Origin of the sequence: Jeotgalibacillus sp. S-D1, assembly GCF_004358665.1 — a bacterium.
Lineage (GTDB): Bacteria > Bacillota > Bacilli > Bacillales > Jeotgalibacillaceae > Jeotgalibacillus.
The window spans coordinates 65,800-83,822 of sequence record NZ_SMZR01000005.1 but is presented as its reverse complement, the minus strand read 5'-3'; the positions used below and the strand labels follow the sequence as shown (position 1 = coordinate 83,822).

At 42.3% G+C, this 18,023-nt stretch carries 12 protein-coding genes, 2 pseudogenes and 2 riboswitches; of the genes and pseudogenes, 8 read left to right on the top strand and 6 right to left on the bottom strand.

From position 1 onward, the window contains the following. Positions 1–261 precede the first annotated feature (261 nt). A complete protein-coding gene (gene ssuD, locus E2R51_RS14640) occupies positions 262–1,317 on the bottom strand; it encodes an FMNH2-dependent alkanesulfonate monooxygenase (protein WP_133377840.1) in 1,056 nt (351 codons plus the stop codon). 170 nt (positions 1,318–1,487) lie between these two features. Further along, a riboswitch (SAM riboswitch) is annotated at positions 1,488–1,592 on the bottom strand. Positions 1,593–1,836: 244 nt separating this feature from the next. Here ssuD and E2R51_RS14635 point away from each other — a divergent pair. Further along, a complete protein-coding gene (locus E2R51_RS14635; protein ID WP_133377839.1) occupies positions 1,837–1,989 on the top strand; it encodes a DUF1540 domain-containing protein in 153 nt (50 codons plus the stop codon). 264 nt (positions 1,990–2,253) lie between these two features. Continuing rightward, complete coding sequence (locus E2R51_RS14630; RefSeq protein WP_133377838.1) at positions 2,254–3,489, top strand: SGNH/GDSL hydrolase family protein; 1,236 nt, start codon at positions 2,254–2,256, stop codon at positions 3,487–3,489. A 162-nt stretch (positions 3,490–3,651) separates the two neighbouring features. On the opposite strand, the gene E2R51_RS14625 is transcribed toward E2R51_RS14630, so the two are convergent. From E2R51_RS14625 to E2R51_RS14610, 4 genes and pseudogenes are all read right to left on the bottom strand, one after another. Then, the gene (locus E2R51_RS14625) at positions 3,652–4,017 is read right to left on the bottom strand and encodes a hypothetical protein (RefSeq protein WP_133377837.1); all 366 of its coding nucleotides are present in this window, start codon (positions 4,015–4,017) and stop codon (positions 3,652–3,654) included. A gap of 18 nt (positions 4,018–4,035) precedes the next feature. Then, positions 4,036–4,939, bottom strand: a pseudogene (locus E2R51_RS14620) (LCP family glycopolymer transferase). Positions 4,940–4,980: 41 nt separating this feature from the next. After that, positions 4,981–6,375, bottom strand: a complete 1,395-nt coding sequence (locus tag E2R51_RS14615) for a glycosyltransferase family 2 protein (protein ID WP_133377836.1) — start codon at positions 6,373–6,375, stop codon at positions 4,981–4,983. 52 nt (positions 6,376–6,427) lie between these two features. Next, positions 6,428–7,354, bottom strand: coding sequence for a polysaccharide deacetylase family protein (locus tag E2R51_RS14610; protein WP_165967236.1), 927 nt, complete (start codon positions 7,352–7,354; stop codon positions 6,428–6,430). A gap of 511 nt (positions 7,355–7,865) precedes the next feature. Here E2R51_RS14610 and E2R51_RS14605 point away from each other — a divergent pair. The 6 genes and pseudogenes from E2R51_RS14605 (at position 7,866) to E2R51_RS14580 (ending at position 16,978) form a co-directional block, all read left to right on the top strand. After that, a complete protein-coding gene (locus E2R51_RS14605) occupies positions 7,866–9,302 on the top strand; it encodes an alanine/glycine:cation symporter family protein (protein ID WP_133377834.1) in 1,437 nt (478 codons plus the stop codon). A gap of 93 nt (positions 9,303–9,395) precedes the next feature. Then, positions 9,396–9,498, top strand: a riboswitch (SAM riboswitch). Between the two features lie 318 nt (positions 9,499–9,816). After that, a complete protein-coding gene (locus E2R51_RS14600; protein ID WP_133377833.1) occupies positions 9,817–11,667 on the top strand; it encodes an assimilatory sulfite reductase (NADPH) flavoprotein subunit in 1,851 nt (616 codons plus the stop codon). A 40-nt stretch (positions 11,668–11,707) separates the two neighbouring features. Further along, positions 11,708–13,420 (top strand): assimilatory sulfite reductase (NADPH) hemoprotein subunit, encoded by a 1,713-nt coding sequence (gene cysI / locus E2R51_RS14595; RefSeq protein WP_133377832.1) that lies wholly within the window; start codon positions 11,708–11,710, stop codon positions 13,418–13,420. 280 nt (positions 13,421–13,700) lie between these two features. Next, the gene (locus tag E2R51_RS14590) at positions 13,701–15,701 is read left to right on the top strand and encodes an acyltransferase family protein (RefSeq protein ID WP_133377831.1); all 2,001 of its coding nucleotides are present in this window, start codon (positions 13,701–13,703) and stop codon (positions 15,699–15,701) included. A gap of 373 nt (positions 15,702–16,074) precedes the next feature. Next, a pseudogene (locus E2R51_RS14585) lies at positions 16,075–16,573 on the top strand (GNAT family N-acetyltransferase). Positions 16,574–16,606: 33 nt separating this feature from the next. Then, the gene (locus tag E2R51_RS14580; protein ID WP_133377830.1) at positions 16,607–16,978 is read left to right on the top strand and encodes a VOC family protein; all 372 of its coding nucleotides are present in this window, start codon (positions 16,607–16,609) and stop codon (positions 16,976–16,978) included. Between the two features lie 133 nt (positions 16,979–17,111). Here E2R51_RS14580 and E2R51_RS14575 read toward each other — a convergent pair whose 3' ends face one another. Then, on the bottom strand, positions 17,112–17,891 hold the full coding sequence (locus E2R51_RS14575) for a DeoR/GlpR family DNA-binding transcription regulator (protein WP_133377829.1): 780 nt from the start codon (positions 17,889–17,891) through the stop codon (positions 17,112–17,114). Positions 17,892–18,023: the final 132 nt, after the last annotated feature.

Here is an 18,023-nt window from a genome sequence, read left to right as displayed (position 1 = left end):
CATTCTTTAATTTGTGAAGTATCATTTTAATTCACTGTAAATATTTAAACACTTAGGTTCATTGGAGCGGAAGGCGGCGACTCCAGCGTGATAAAGCGGGAAGGGTGAGACTCAATGATGCGGCTGCATCGGGGAGGCTCACCTCCCGCCACGCGGAAAGCGTCCGTCTGCAGCGGAAATGAACCGGTCTTTTTTTAGAGAAATAGTCGGTGTCTCCATTAACCCCCAAACCTTCTGTAATTTCAACTAAGCATGTGTTATTTATGCCTTCGTATCCAAAATAGGAAATAATAGCTCGGCCACCCGGTAGGCTTCTTCTAAATGTGGATAGCCTGACAAGATGAACGTATCGATTCCTGCTTTTTCGTATTTCTCCATATTTTCTTTCACCTGCTCAGGCGTACCGACAAGAGCCGTTCCGGCACCCTCTCTGGCTAATCCGACACCTGCCCATATACCGGGGCTGATCTCAAGCGACTCCCTATTTGTTACAGACTGGCTGGTCATCGATTGCTGGGCATGCGAATCGAAGGATTTAAACTTTTCTTTTGTTTTCGCTATCACATCATCATCTACATACTTAATCAATTCATCAGCCGCCTGCCACGCCTCTTCTTCTGTTTCTCTGACGATAATGTGCATCCGAATGCCAAATTTAAGGGTTCTGCCTTTTTCCTCAGCCAGCGCTTTTACCTTGTTGATTCGCTGCTCTACTTTTTCAACAGGTTCTCCCCAGGTCAGATAGTAATCCACATGATCAGCCGCCACTTGAAGTCCCGCATCCGAACTGCCGCCTAAATAAAGAGGAGGATAGGGCTTTTGCGTGGAAAGATAGTCGAGTTTACCTTCTTTAATGTTTATATAGTCACCATTGTAATTCACCACTTCTTGCTCAAACAACGATCTCCAGACCGTTAAGAATTCATTTGTGAGTTCATAACGCTGGCTGTGTGATAAATGCAGCCCATCTCCCGCAAGCTCTACAGGATTTCCGCCCTGTACGATATTCAAAAGGAGCCTGCCGTTGGAAAAACGGTCAAAAGTAGATGCCATTCTGGCCGCAACCGCTGGAGACATCATCCCCGGCCGCAATGCGATTAAAAATTTCATTCTTTTAGTAAGCGGGATCAGGCTTGAAGCGGTCACCCACGAATCCTCGCATGCTCTGCCGGTAGGAAGAAGTGCACCTTCAAACCCTAATTGGTCGACAGCCTGTGCCACCTGTTGCAGATAATCAATTGTAACGGTTCTGTTGCCTTTTGTTGTCCCCAAGTATTTACTGTCACCGGCTGTCGGTAAAAACCAAAAAATATTCATATGAATCCTCCTAGAAATAATATTAATCTTATCTTTTTAGTTGGTTATAGGAATGGAAATATATCTATTTTCTATTACACCCTATTCTTATTCCAAGCATATATGTAAGTAGAATAGCTCATGAAAAAACCTCTTCTACAAAAAGAAGAGGTGAGCTTTGCGCTTTTCCCTCCTCATTTTTCAGACGCCAGGTCTGCTGGAAGTAGCACCTTCATACACGATGTGGTTGCTGCGGGATCATAAGACCAGTTTCTTCCCCCGTCTCTTAATAAGGAATAATTTAAATATGTTCAAGTCACGTACTAATTTATAGAACTATTCTGAATATGTCAAACGTTTTCTAGATTGCTAGTGGTTCTCATAAAAAAGACTTTACCGAAAACAATTGTTTATCCAATAAATAATTGGGTATTTATTAAATAACAGAATATTCTTTCTTTTTAATTGTGTTTTTGGTATAGTTGAAAAAAGAAATGAATTTTGTCGAATGAACGATTTTGAATGAGGGGAGGGATAGGAATGGCGCAGGATGTCATTTGTGAAGTGTCGAGCTGCAGGTTCAATCGGGAGGGCCGTAAGTGTGGTGCAACAGAAATTTATGTGGGACCGCATAAAGGATCTAAAGCAGAAAAAAGTGAGGAAACAGACTGCAAAACATTTACGCCATTGTAATCGGTGCTCCGGCAACCCTCCATTCAGGGTTGTCAGCTTTTTCCTCCATAATGATAATAAGAATCAATCCCAGTAAACAAGCTCTATGACAGAGGTTGTTTTTTTGTGCGGAAAACGAGGGAACCGGCCACAACCCTTTAATTTTAAACTTTACTTATCAATTTAACCCCTTCACAAAAACCTCTCCAGGATATCAATGTATATAATTCGAAAAATCCCTTATAATAAGCAATTAATGATTTTAACACGAAAGGCAAGGATTTTATGAAGCAATTACTTACTGTTTTTTTACCGATCCTGGTGATCTCTTTTATTTTTTTAGCAGTGTATGAAAATGGAGAGAAGGGGTCATCCAGCAATCTGTCATCGGAAAAAGAAAAATGGGTTGGCGCCTGGACTGCCAGCATGCAGGCTCCTTTTAAAGATGGCATTTCCCATGAAGGGTTTGAGGATCAGACTCTTAGATTCGTTGTGCATCCCAGTGCGGAAGGCGACAACATTCGTCTGCGTTTATCCAATGCATTTGGTGAAGAACCCTTAAAAATTGAAGAAGTACGTGTAGCCGTATCAACGAAAGGACCTGACATTATTTCTGGTACTGACCAGCAGGTTACCTTCGGAGGTGACAAACAAGTGACGATCCCTGCAGGAGAGAGAGAGTTTAGTGATTCCATCCCGGCAGATTTAACACACGGGAAGGATCTTGTCGTCAGTCTGTATGTCCAGGATAAAACAGGACCTGCAACCTGGCATCCGAAATCAATGCAGACAACTTATATTACAAGCGGGAATCATGTTTTAGATGCAGATGAATCGGCGTTTAGCACAAAGGAAGAGGCATGGTTTTGGCTGGACGGTGTGGATGTAACAGCAGCTTCTACTGAAGATGAAGCTCTTGTGATAGTAGGGAGCTCCATTGAAAACGGAAATTATTCCACGGTTGATGCCAATCATCGGTGGTCTGACTTTTTGGCGAAAAGGTTGAATCAGAAAGCTTCAGTTAATCATATTTCTGTCTTGAACGCAGGCATCTCCGCCAATCAATTAATTAACAGCTCAATGGATAAAGGAGAGAATACGCTGGCAAGGCTTGAACGGGATGTTTTTAGCCAGTCCGGTGTCAAAGCTGTTATCCTGCATCAGGGATTAAATGATATAAGGCATTATCCTGAATACGATGCAGACAAAATTATTGCTGCCTTAAAAGAAGTGATCGACTCTACTCATGATGAGGGGCTAAAAATTTATGGCAGCACCCTAACTCCTTTTAGGGGTTCTGGGAAATACACTGAAAAGGGGGAAGAAACCAGGCAAAAGGTGAATGACTGGATCAGAACAAGCGGAGAGTTTGATGGGGTGATTGATTTTGATAAAGCGCTGAGAGATCCGGACGATCCGAAACGCTACCTTCCCGAATATGACGCCGGAGATCATCTGCATCCCAATGATGCCGGGTATAAAAAAATGGCTGAAGCTGTCGATCTGTCTATGTTTGAATAGCGAAGCTCATAGAGATGGAAGATACTTAGTCAAAACTGAAAAAAGATACCTTCACGAACTAGTTCCATGTCCGTGAAGGTATTTTTCGTGTAATATTTCTTAATTTGAACAGCCTGGCTCATTGCACGCCTATAGGAAAGCGAAAACTTAACACCCATTCACTTAACTATTATTTGCAAAAGTTTTATCGCATCTTTTCTTTACTTCATATAGAAGCTTTTGCCTGTTTACTTCACTCGCATGTTTAGAAATAATCTCTGCACTATCTACGTATTCTTTAAAATCATTAATCTTCATTTCATACTCGCTTTGCATTTTTTTTACGAGCTTTTCTTTTTCATTTTGATGATTCTTTTCTACTTTTGAAAGACCTTCCACCGCTTCCGCTTCCAAATCCTTCACCCATTCGTCATAGCTTTTGAATTTTCTTTTTGTAGAAAAAAGCAAGCTTAGGATTACGCAAAGTAAGAGGATTATGACAGATAGCAAAATGGTATAATTCATAAAAAAACTGGCAACCGATTCCATACAGCCATCCTCCTTGTCCTACTGATCAGAATTTAATTCCAGATGTTCTTTCATTTGATCCGAAATCTTTTGAAGTTCCTTTTCGTCAGGGAAGTAATAGTAAGTGCCATTTACTTCTTTGCCTGTACCATCAATTTTGTGATTAGTCAGGTTTTCCTGTGCGCCCCTGTAATTGGATTGGACCTCCCACATATCTTTCATATTTAAGTTTGTCTTCACATTATGTTCAACAACTTTAACGATTTCACCAAATTTTGTCACAGAGGAGATATGGGCACCTTTATTTACCACAGCCTCAATCACCTGACGCTGGCGTTTTTGACGGCCAAAGTCACCTTCAGGATCCAATTTTCTCATTCGCGTATAAAGTAAAGCTTCTTTTCCGGATAAATTAATCTTTCCTTCTTCAAAGTGGACTCCTTTATAAGTGAAATCTAAGTCATTGTTCACTTCCACACCGCCCACTGCATCTACAATATCAGTGAAACTCTTCATATTTACCTTAATAATCAACCGGTACATCAAGGAGGTTCTCAACAGAATTAAGGGTCATTTTTGTCCCGCCGACTTGATAAGCGCTGTTGATCTTATCCTCAGCCCCCTTAATTTTGGTATAAGTATCACGGGGGATGCTGACCATATGCATTGATTTGGTCTTCGGATTAATCGTTAATAGCACCATGGAATCGGCTCGTCCGCCTGTCTCACCTTTACGGGTATCCAATCCAATGACTAAAATGGATATCGGATCGCCGTCTTCAAAATTAATTTGATCCAGCCGGCCTTCGAACTTTTCGTTTCGTTCGATATCCTGATGAATACTGAGAGAGGTCGAAGTAAAAAACTGAAATGCATAACTGACTGTGCCTAATAGTAATACCGTAAAAGAGGTTAAACTAAAAAGCAGCATTTTCTTCCTCATATTAAAACCTCCATGCTGAACACTTGCAGCTCTGTGATTCCTTAGGCGGCCGATTCAGACTCTTCCTTATGATAGCTGCGTCCGGTACGGTCGACCTTGTTCCATTTTTTGTTGAAGAAATATGAAATACTGCCATACATGACAAAGTACATCGTGACAAATCTGTAAATGAATATATCAAAAAGAATGGCAGTAATCAGGCGCAAGCCGTCTTTTAAATCAAATTTAAATCCGTAATATCTTCCAAGCCAAAGGGCTACCAGATCGTATACCAAGCCGAATAATAAGATCCAAAACATATAGAAAAACACGTAATTCAAATAGGAGTTTTGAGGATCGGTAATCATATTTGTAATAACAATTACGGTCATCATATAAGAGGCCAGGGTTCCGATAAGAAATGACTCAAAGATATAAAAGAATGATACTGGCTTTGTAAATAAGGTTTTTACAAAGAAAGCCCAGAAATGAATGACACAGTCGATGTATGCTTTTTGCCACCTTACACGCTGTTTTGTTAGATCTTTCCATTTTTCAGGCAGTTCGGTGTATCCGACCGCTTCTGAAATAAAGCTGATTCGTAAATGTTTATACTTTGATATGAATTTCTGCACCCGCAGGGTAATATCAATGTCTTCGCCAATTGTATTGCGGTAGCCGCCTACGTCCAGAAGAACCTGTTTTCTGAATATGCCAAAAGCACCTGAGATTACAGCCAATGCTTTAAAACGGACGAGAGACCGCTTGGAAATATAAAATGCTTTCATAAAATCAAGTACCTGAATACGGATCAGCATATTTGCATAAAGCAATGACAGGCGGTTAAGGGGTTTGTCTGTTTTCGTCTGCAGAACATGAACCATCCCGCCAGCTGCCACAACATCCTCATCCTGAAAGGTATCATTAACTGCTGATAAGGCATTATGAACCAAAATGGTATCAGCATCCAACGTGATCACCACTTCGTTGCTGGCATATTCAATGCCTGCATTGAGCGAATCGGCTTTTCCTCCATTTGCTTTATCAATTACATAAATATTCGGGTAGAGCTCTGATTGATAAAAGCCGTTAATTTTTTCAAAAGACAGTTTACCTTCTGGTGTCATGGAAGAAGGCTTCAGCTGCAGCAGCTTATTTAAATGGGGCATTGTACCATCTGTTGAGCCATCGTTAATATAAATGACCTCGAATTTTTTGTAAGCCAGCTGTCTCATACTCTCTATAGACGTTTCGATAATCACCTGCTCATTGTAGCAGGGGACTAAAATACTCATCCCTTTTTCATCTTCATGGCCATTTTCAATCATCCATTGTTTCAGTTTTGAGCTGCGCCTGGACCCTTCGGTCGATTCACTGAACATTGGCAGGCAATGATATAAATGCAGTACTGGAAACGTAACACTTAATAAGAAAAAGACAGTAATCATTATTTCCATCAAAACACTCCTTTGGTAAAACAGGCTTCCAATCTTCCAGATCGATTGCTATTTATTCATCTATGAGTGTTGGGACAGTCACAAACTCGTAGCCATCAGCGCGTAATTCATCAATAATTTCAGGTAATGCCTTCACAGTTTCAAAGTCTCCTGAAGCATGGTAGTTATGCTGCAGCGCGATCACTCCCGGGCTTGCATCCTGTTTCACTCTTGAAACAATTTCTTCAGCAGAAATTCCCATCCAGTCCTTGGAGTCGGCAGTCCACATAATCATCCGGTAGCCTTGAGAATGTAATAACTTAGCCTGGCGATCCTCGATCTCTCCAAATGGCGGTCTGAGTAGATCAGGTTTAGTACCTGTGATGCTTTCAATCTCTTGTGTCGTTGTCTTGATGGTTTTGTTTAATTCCTTATCACTAAGATCTGGCAGGCTCGGGTGATCCCAGGTATGGTTGCCGATTACATGGCCGTCGTCGTGAATTTGTTTTAATCGCTCAGGGTATTCTTTGACGTGCTGGCCTGTCACAAAGAAAGTGGCTTTAACGTCTTTTTCTTTTAATATATCCAGAATTTCTGGCGTATACGTGTCTTCCGGGCCGTCATCAAAGGTTAGGGCGATTCTTTTTTCACTCGGATCTCCCATGTAGATCATTCCGTTTTTTGCAGAATCATTTATGGTTTTTAGTTTTGATTTTTCCACTTCTGCTAATGGGATGCCGAGTTTAAGCGCAATTCTGTTTCTAACATCGTCTCTGTTCATTTTGTACAGACTGGGAATTTCTAATGTCTGGCCTTCAGCAAGCATTGTAGATAGTAATTTATTCTGGTTTGCAATATCATCCTCCGGCACGCCATACTTGTCCGAAATTTTTGCAAGAGTATCATTTGGCTGTACCTGATAGGTAACAGCCATTGCATCTTGTCCTGCCACCAGGAGGCAGATGAGCGGAATTATAAAACCGGATATTTTTTTGAACATTTTCTCCACATCCTTAATACAAAATGAAAAGACTAAACGATAAAAAGGAAAACAACGCCTGTCCCCGATCATTTTATCTGAAGGGGAGAAGCGTTTCTTGCAGGCAAAATAAAACGCCCTTCTAATTAAGAAGGACGGCGAACTTTATACATGAATAAAATAGTAGCATATTGAATTTTCATTACAATAAGGCTTATTGTCCTCATTTTTTTGTAGGGCAACCTCTTTAATCAATGGGCGAATATCGACATTCGATTGGGTATTTTCTATTATTTTACGATTATACCCCCAGAATATTTTATCGAATGTATTTACATAGAAGGGTATATCTTCTAAAAATGATTATTAATTAGAAAATCAACCTTAGATAACCAGCAATAAATAGGGAATTAGTAGCCGTTTGTTCTTCAGATAAGGTCCAATACACAACGACATATAGTTATGTTAGAATAGCATAGGAACTAAGTTGAAAATATGAAAGCGTTATCTATTCGAGGTGGATGTTGTGGATATGTTGGAGCTGTTAGGTAAAATTAACAATGTTTTATGGGGTGCACCAAGTTTAATTTTGTTGTTTGGAACAGGCTTATTTTTAACAGTAATTCTAAAAGGATTACAATTTCGGCGCTTACTCTATGCTTTTAAAATTGGGTTTGGCAAAGAAGACAGTAAGGACGCAGGTGCAGAAGGGGATGTTAGTCATTTTAAAGCCCTGATGACAGCGCTCGCTGCAACGATAGGAAACGGGAATATTGCTGGGGTGGCAACTGCAATTACACTCGGCGGTCCCGGTGCGATCTTCTGGATGTGGATTGTCGGCCTGCTTGGCATGGCGACAAAGTATGCGGAAGCACTGCTTGCAGTGAAATACCGCGTGAAAAATAATAACGGTGAATATTCAAGCGGTCCGATGTATTACATTGAGCGGGGGCTTGGGCGTAAATTTAAATTTCTTGCGGTAGCTTTCGCCTTTTTCGGGGCGTTTGCCGCTCTGGGGATTGGCAATAGTGTGCAGTCAAATACCATTGCTGATGTGACAAGCACCAGCTTTGGCATGCCCAACTGGGTAACCGGTTTAATTCTCGTTATTCTTGTCAGTGTGATTATCCTGGGAGGAATTCAGCGCATTAGTACCGTAGCAAGCGTTTTTGTTCCTGTTATGGCTTTTCTTTATATGGGCGGAGCATTGCTAATTTTAATCATCAATTATGATATGATTCTTCCGGCTTTTGAATTAATTTTTTATTATGCTTTTAATCCTGTAGCAGCTGCTGGAGGTTTTATTGGTGTGGTTGTTTCAGAGGCTATACGAAACGGTGTGGCCCGCGGAATCTTTTCTAATGAATCGGGTCTTGGCACCGCTGCTCTAATTGCAGGGAATGCCCGTGCGGATCACCCAGTTAAACAGGCGCTTGTTGCAATGACGGGTACATTTATTGTTACAATTATCGTCTGCACAGCAACAGGTTTAACGCTTCTTATTACAGGGTTCTGGGACCCATCAGGCGGAGCGCTCTCCGGGGTTGCCCATGACGCTTCACTTGAAGGAGGCGCATTAACCAGCGCAGCATTCGGTTCCGTGCTGGGGGCAGCTGGGGAATACATTGTGTCCTTTTCTGTTATCTTTTTTGGCTTCTCGACCATTGTGGGCTGGTATGTATACGGGGAAAAATGCTTTGAGTATTTAGCAGGACCAAAAGGCATTGCAGGCTACCGGCTTGTTTACATCGCTGCCTGCGGTATTGGAACGATTGCCAACCTGGCTACGGTGTGGGCATTTGCTGATATGGCCAATGCATTAATGATGATTCCAAACTTAATTGCGCTTCTTTTGCTTTGGAAGGTTGTAGTTGCAGAAACAGACGATTACTTTACCAATTTCTATGAACAAACAAAAAAATCGGAAGTAAAAGCAAATTTAGCAGGCAATAAACAAAAAGCTGGCTGATTAAAAACAGTACATTTGAGTGTTTGACATTTTATACACGATAAAATATACTAGGTGAAATTGAAATTTTCGTACAATTACAAAATCATAGCGTTCTTATCAAGAGAGACGGAGGGATTGGCCCTTTGATGTCTCAGCAACCAGCCTCTGGAGGGCACGGTGCTAATTCCTATAGGCTTGTCCTAGAAGATAAGAAGAATGTTTCTAATCCGGGACCTTCTTCTTATTGAAGAAGGTCTTTTTATTATCATCGGAAAGATAGAACTATTTTGCCTTAACGGATAGACTGGAAACTGCAGGAGGTTTACAATTTAGTAGGTAAATAGTAAAAAATAAAAAACATGGGCGGGGCATATTCTTTAGAAAGGAAGCTCGTTCGCTTAATTTCCGAGTAAATGTATTGGTTTATTTAGTTTAATAGCCTAAAGTAAGGAGACAGGAAAATCCGCAAATTCTTTCTTATGGATACCAATTGAAGTAGGAAAGTTAAAATATTTTTTATGAGGTGTTTAATGTGCTGCAGGTAAAGAATAGTCCTTTTGATGAAGAACAGGTAGAACTGCTTAATCGTTTATTCGTGACACTGACAGATAGCCAAAAGGTATGGTTAACCGGCTATCTTGCCGGCGTTCAGATTCAGTCACCGGAGGCTTCGGCCACTGTGACAGATGTATCCCCTGGAAATTCAGGTGCTGCTGCGCCTGCTCCACAGGCAGACAAGGCTGTCACGCGTGAGGTCACCATTTTGGTAGGCTCGCACACAGGAAACGGCCAGTCCGTAGCCGACGATGTGGAACAAAAGCTGAAAAAACAAGAGTATAAGGTATCCAGGTACTCAATGGATGACTTTAAACCGAAGTCGTTAACTAAACTGGAGGATGTACTGGTCATAACAAGTACGCACGGCGATGGTGATCCGCCTGATAACGCGATTGAGCTTTATGAGTTTTTGCATAGCAAAAGGGCGCCAAAGCTTGATGGCCTGAGATTTTCAGTACTGGCTTTAGGGGACAGCTCATATGAATTCTTCTGCCAAACAGGAAAGGACTTTGATCAGCGCCTGGAAGAGCTCGGCGGAGAAAGAATCTACCCACGCGCAGATTGTGACCTGGATTTTGAAGAGCCGGCAGATGATTGGTTTAAGGGTGTTCTTGATGAGTTAAATGCATCGAAAGGCACGACTGATTCAGGCAGCTCAGACAATCAGACAGCACAAGCAGATGCAGCTGAAAAGCCGGTCTACTCGCGGTCAAATCCCTTCCATGCAGAGATAATTGAAAATATAAACTTGAATGGACGGGGCTCAAACAAAGAAACCCGTCATCTTGAACTGGATTTAGAAGGCTCTAATTTAACATATAAACCAGGTGACAGCATGGGAATTCTGCCTCAAAATGATCCTGCGCTGGTGGAACAGCTGATTCAGGCAGCCGGCTGGAATCCGGATGAATCAGTGGCCATCGGCAAAGAAGGCGAGATTGGCTCCCTGCGCGATGCGCTGATCTCAACTTTTGAAATTACAAGCCTGTCAAAACCATTAATTGAAAAAATAGCGAAGATCTCACCGCATGAAGAGCTGACAAGGCTTCTTGAACCGGAAAATAAGGAGGAGCTGCAAACCTATCTTTACGGCCGGGACTTAATTGATTTAATAGAAGATTACGGACCGCTGAAAGTATCTGCTTCTGAGTTTATTACAGTTCTTCGCAAAATACCGGCACGTCTCTACTCCATTGCAAGCAGCATTGAAGCCAATCCGGATGAGGTCCATTTGACAGTTGGAGCTCTGAGATACGATTCAAACGGCCGCAATCGAACAGGTGTCTGCTCTGTACAATGTGCGGAACGAGCTGAGCCTGGCAGTACATTGCCGGTCTTTATTCAAAGCAATCAAAACTTCAGATTGCCGGAGAATCCGGATACGCCAATTATTATGATTGGAGCGGGAACAGGCGTAGCACCATACCGTTCTTTCATGGAGGAAAGAGAGGAAACCGGTGCGGAAGGAAACGCTTGGCTGTTCTTTGGCGAGCAGCATTTTGTGACTGATTTCCTTTACCAGACTGAATGGCAGAGATGGCTGAAAGAAGGCATCCTGACGAAAATGGATGTGGCATTTTCCCGTGATACCGCAGAAAAAGTATATGTTCAGCACCGCATTCTAGAAAAGAGTAAGGAATTTTATAAATGGCTTGAAGCTGGCGCATCTGTTTATGTGTGCGGGGACGAAAAATACATGGCGAAAGATGTTCATGCAGCAATTCTTTCCATTATTCAATCAGAGGGTAATCATACCCTTGAAGAAGCAGAAGCTTACCTTGCAAATCTGCGCAGCGAGAAGCGCTACCTGCGTGATGTATATTAATCAATCGGCATAACCGTTATAAGAGGAAGGGGATCCATACATGACAACTAAAGGAGTAAATCAGCAAGCTGGACCGCCAAGTGAAATGGAACATATTAAGGACCGGAGCAATTTTCTGCGGGGAACGCTTGTAGAAAGCTTTGAGGAGCGCCTTACAGCATCCATTCCTGACGATGATGGAAAGCTGTTAAAATTCCACGGCAGCTATATGCAGGATGACCGGGATATTCGTAATGAGCGAAAACGGCAAAAGCTGGAGCCGGTCTATGCCTTTATGATTCGTGTTCGCCTGGCCGGAGGGGTTGCAACGCCGGATCAGTGGCTGACGATGGACAATCTTGCCAACACTTATGGCAATGGCACACTAAAACTGACGACCCGCCAAACGTTTCAGCTCCATGGAATTTTAAAGTGGAATATGAAAAAAACCATTCAGGAAATGGATCAGGCGCTGATGGATACGATCGCTGCCTGCGGTGATGTAAACCGGAACGTAATGAGCACCGCCAATCCTTATCAGTCTGATATCCATGCTGAAGTGTATGAGGTGTCCAAACAGATCAGTGATCATCTTCTGCCAAAAACAAGAGCATATCATGAGATCTGGCTTGACGAGGAAAAAGTGCTCGAAAGCAGCAAGGTGGAGTCAGAGCCGATGTACGGCCCGTTATACCTGCCGCGTAAATTTAAAATTGGCGTAGCCATTCCCCCATCTAATGATGTAGACATTTACTCCCAGGATCTCGGCTTTATTGCCATTATCGAAGATGGCAAGCTTCAGGGATTTAATGTCACTGCAGGTGGAGGCATGGGCATGACGCATGGAGACACTGACACGTACCCTCAGCTCGCCCGCGTCATTGGCTTCTGTCCAGTTGATAAAGTGTCAGAGGTTGCTGAGAAAATAATCACCATTCAACGTGATTTCGGCAATCGCTCTGAAAGAAAAAATGCCCGTTTTAAATATACAATTGACAGACATGGGCTGCCTTGGCTGAAGGAAGAATTAAATGAACGATTGGGCTGGGATCTGGAAGAAGCCCGTCCGTTCCATTTTGAACACAATGGAGATCGTTATGGATGGCTTGAAAATGACGGAAAATGGCACCTCACCTTGTTTATCGAAAATGGCCGGGTGAAGGATACAGAAGAATATCCGTTAATGACCGGTCTTCGTGAAATTGCCAAGGTGCATACTGGGGATTTCCGTCTGACGCCAAGCCAAAACCTTATCATCAGCAACGTATCACGTAAAAATAAGAAAAAAATAGATGAGCTGGTACAGCAATATGGACTGACAGACGGAAAAGAGAATTCTGCACTACGCAGAAATTCAATTGCCTGTGTGGCGCTTCCGACTTGCGGATTGGCGATGGCTGAAGCGGAACGCTATCTTCCATCATTGATATCAAAAATAGAGGATATACTGGATGAAAACGGACTTCGCGATGAAGAAATTGTCATTCGCATGTCAGGCTGTCCAAACAGCTGTTCACGTCCAGCTTTAGGGGAAATCGCCTTTATCGGCAAAGCGCCTGGCAAATACAATATGTATTTAGGGGCCGGCTTTGCAGGCGACCGATTAAATAAAATGTATAAAGAGAATATCGGAGAAGAAGAAATACTGGAAACACTAAAGCCGATCTTTTCCCACTATGCAAAAGAACGAAATGAAAAAGAGCACTTTGGTGACTTTGTCGTTCGCACCGGTTATGTCGCAGAAGTGACGTCCGGCCTTAACTTTCACACATAAAGCTTAATACATTTTAAGAGTTACACAGGAACGCCCCCCTGTGTAACTCTTTTTTTGTTCGTTTATTGATTGGTATTTACAAAAACTTAACAATGATTAATAAAAAAGGGAGTTCCCCCCGTAAATATTCCCATGGTATGGTAGAATATATGGGGTATTGTCACAGGTAATGTGAAATCCTTTAAAAACGACAAGATAAGCATGGAAAACATAATAGGCGTGCAGCTAAAGAAGCCTGATAGTTTAATTAATTACTAGTAATGAAATGGAGTTGTATTCGTTGGCTGATTTAAGAGCACCGGAAAAAAAGTTCCGCCCCGAATTGGAAGGGGTGCGGGCTGTTGCGGCGTTGCTGGTCGCAGTTTATCACATTTGGCTAGGGTCTGTTTCCGGCGGTGTGGATGTATTTTTTATCGTATCAGGATACTTGATCACAACGTCTTTATTATCACGAATGGTAAGAGAAGGTCGGATTAATATTATTGAATACTTATTGGGACTTGGAAGGCGGCTATTTCCTATTGCCTTCACTGTACTATTATTTACTACAGTAGTCTCAATTCTCATTCTGCCACAGGCACGCTGGGTACAAACGATTCCTGAAATCTTTTCCTCAGCCTTCTACTATCAGAACTGGCAGCTGGCAACCAACGCAGTTGACTATCTGGCTCAAAACAATGCAGCCAGCCCTTTTCAGCATTTTTGGGCGCTGTCTATACAAGGGCAATTTTATGTAACCTGGCCGCTCGTTATTATCGGCGTTTATTTTCTCGCAATGAAAGTGTTTAAAACACCTGTGCGAAAAACACTTTTATTTGTGTTAAGCATCATTTTCTCTGCATCTCTTTTCTATTCAGTATACATAACCGCTGCGAACCAGCCATGGGCATATTTTGATACGTTTGCCCGAGCATGGGAATTCAGCTTAGGCGGGATGCTGGCTATTCTGATTCCATATCTGAAGTTTAAAAAGCCGATCAGCCTGGCCATAGGCTGGCTGGGACTCGCCATTATTTGTTTTACGGGCATCCTGCTGCCTGTCTCCAGTGTTTTTCCGGGATATGCAGCCCTGCTTCCTACGTATGGCGTTATGCTGGTCATCATTTCAGCTGAAAATGGCAGCCGCTTTGGTGTTGGAAGACTGCTGGGTTCAAAACCATTTTTATATTTTGGCAGCATCTCCTATGGATTTTATCTATGGCACTGGCCGCTGCTGGTATTCTATTATGCCTATTTTGAACGGGAAACCGTATCGAACCTGGCTGGAGTTGCCATCCTATTAATTACTTTTGTTTTATCCGTCCTATCAATTAAAAAGCTTGAAGCACCAATTAGAAAAATAAATATTAAACAATCAAAAGTCAAACTGACCGGTATTTTAGCTTCTTTAATGCTTCCTGTCGTCATTGTAGGTATTTCCTGGAGCATGTATGTGAATCAGTCTCAAGCCGTAATGAGCGATGATTTAATCGAAGAAGATTATCCGGGAGCGCGCGCTGTTTCAGATAATATTCAGCCTACTGCTGACAAAGAGCCGATTCCTACAGCTCTCCAGGCAAAGGAACATTTGCCGACATTTTATGAAAATAAAGAATGTTTCTCCACGGGACAATCCTCCAAGGTAAAAACATGTTCATTTGGAGTGACGGAGAATCCGGATTATACGATTGCACTTGTAGGCGGATCCCACTCCGGCCACTGGTTCCCGGCGCTGGAAGAAATGTCTGAAAGGCTTAACCTGAAAATTGATGTCTACAACAAAGATGCCTGCCGCTTTTCAGCTGATGATTTTGACGGTCAGCTGGACGAGGCATGCATGGAGTGGAATTATAAAGTAATGGAGCCATTGCTTGCAGATCCTCCGGATTTAGTCTTCACTACCGCGAATGTAAACAGTGAAGACTTTATCCCTCAGGCCTATATCAGCAAATGGGAAGAGCTTGAAGGAGTTGCGGAAGTATTTGCTGTGCGGGACAATCCAAGGATGGCCGAAGAACCGCCATTATGTATGGAAGAAAAAAATCTTGAGGACTGCTCAGTGCCAAGAGAGGGCGCTCTATCTCAAAACGTACCCTGGGAAAATGCCCAAAATGTACCTGATAACGTAACCTTCGCCGATATGTCTGAGTATTTTTGCGATGAGGAGACCTGTTATCCGGTAATTGGAAACGTATTGGTATACCGCGACAAACATCACATCACAACCCTCTATGCCGAAACAATGGCGCCGGGATTGGAAAAACATATTGTGGATGCTTTGGAGAAAACAAAAGAAAGTTAGTTTGTATTGAGGCTGCCGATGAGGCAGTCTTTTTTTTTTCGGGGTCCAGGAGGGAATGGAATCGTAGTCTGAGCAGCTTGTATCCGCGGGTTTGGAGGGCGAATCAAAGGCTTGTTGACCTCTATCCGCGGGTTCAGCGATCGAATCGAAGGGTAGCGGCTATCAATCCGCTTTTTGTGACAAAATACCTATATATCAAATGGACCGCAGCTCAACTTTTTTAGAAGAATACGAAACTCCAAGGTATGTTACTCGCTTTTACTATAATAAAAATAGAATTCAAATAGTTTGATTTGTGTTTTCCTTTTGTTAGTCTATTTACCAAAGCTCTTTTACCAGAAAGCGGGGAGTAAGCGTGGTTATACGGCAAGAGATGGAACGGGATTATGAGAAAACAGAACAGATCGTAAAGCTTGCATTTCAACATGAAGAATACAGTGATAAAAAGGAACATGACCTTGTCAGCCGTATTCGAAGGTCAGCGGAATTTGTTCCTGAATTGTCATTAGTAACGGATCTAGACGGAATTATTGGCCATATTCTACTGTCCAAAATTGTCATAACAGATGGCGATAAATCCACTGATTCACTGGCGCTGGCTCCGGTCTCTGTATTGCCTGAGTATCAAGGGCGGTATAGGCAGCAGTCTGATTGCCGAGGGTTTACAAAAAGCGAAGCAGCTAGGCTATCTGTCTGTTATTGTGTTGGGTCATAAAGACTATTATCCTAAGTTTGGCTTTAAGAAAGCTTCGTCCTGGGAGATCCGGGCACCTTTTGACGTTCCTGATGACGTGTTTATGGCACTGGAGCTGACTGACAATTCATTAGAAAATGTTAAAGGGCAGGTTCAATATCCAGCTGCATTTGACTGAAAGTGCAGCCTGAAAAAAGAAAGAGGTGGTTTAATGTACGAGGGAATTCATCATGTCTCGATACTGGTAACAGATCTGGAAAAATCGAAGCAATTTTACGAAGAGGTACTCGGATTTCAAGAAAGCAGTGAACGCCCGGATTTCGACTTCCCGGGGGCATGGTATCAATTAGGTAATACGCAGCTTCATTTAATTGTGCATAAAGATGGAAAAACACTGCGGGGAACATCAAAAATTGACTCCCGTGACGGACATTTTGCAATACGGGTAAAAGATATAGAAAAGTTTATTGCTCGATTGAAAACGTTTCAAGTTGAAATTCTAAATAAACCCGATAATAAAACCGATTGGCATCAGGTATTTATCAGCGATCCGGATGGGAATTTGATTGAATTCAATCGGTAAAATCGGTAAATGGATTGTTTTCCTGAGATAAGAGGCTGGATCAAAACTCATCAAATGACAAATAGAATGTCTTCATGAGCATATTCCTGAAGACATTCTTTGTTTTTTATAATCATTTTCCACTGGTGCAGAGTTAAGTGGTTCTTGGTTGAACTAAATGGGTATTTACCTGCCATTTACTCATATCTTTTTCATAGTAATCGGGCACACGATTGTCAGAAATACACACATCAATCTCACTCAAATCAGCAACCTTGGCAAAGTTGACCTTGCCGATTTTACTGTGATCTGCAAGGAGGATTGTCTGCCGTGCATTGGTAATCATCAGCCTTTTGATTCTGGCCTCTGTAAGGTTTGGTGTTGTGATGATGCCCTCTTCAAGATCGATTCCGTTCGTTCCGATAAATGCTTTATCAACCCGGATCATGCTGAGGGATTGTTCAGCAAACGGACCAACCAAAGCGGATGTTTCTCTTCGTAAATTTCCCCCAAGCAGCATAACGTCCAGGCCTGGTATATGAGCCAGCTCCTGAATGATGATAATGGAATTTGTCACGATGGAAAGGTGGGAAAAGGTTTTTAATTCTTTCACCAGCTCGTATGTAGTTGTGCCGGAATCCAGTAGAATGGCATCCCCGGAATTAATAAACTCCACAGCTTTTCTAGCGATCGCTTTCTTTTCTGCGGTATAATTTTTTTCCTTCTCTCTCATAGCAGGTTCAAAGCTGACTGTTTGTGATAGAATCGCCCCTCCATGTGTCCTCTGTATGCTATCGGTTTCCTCCAATTCCTTCAAATCTCTTCGTATCGTTGAATCCGAAACGTTAAAATGACTGCTTAAGTCCTGCACAGACGCGCGGGACATATGTCGCAGATAGTCTAAAATCTGCGCTTTCCGTTCCTCCATGAACATAAAAAAATTCTCCTTTCCCTGATCTTTTTTATTATAAGGGATGACCGCTTCGTAAATAAAACGTTTACATTTTTAAATGGTGGTGGATTTAAGTGTTTTTATGACTGTTTCGTTGTTAAACAGTCAAATTCA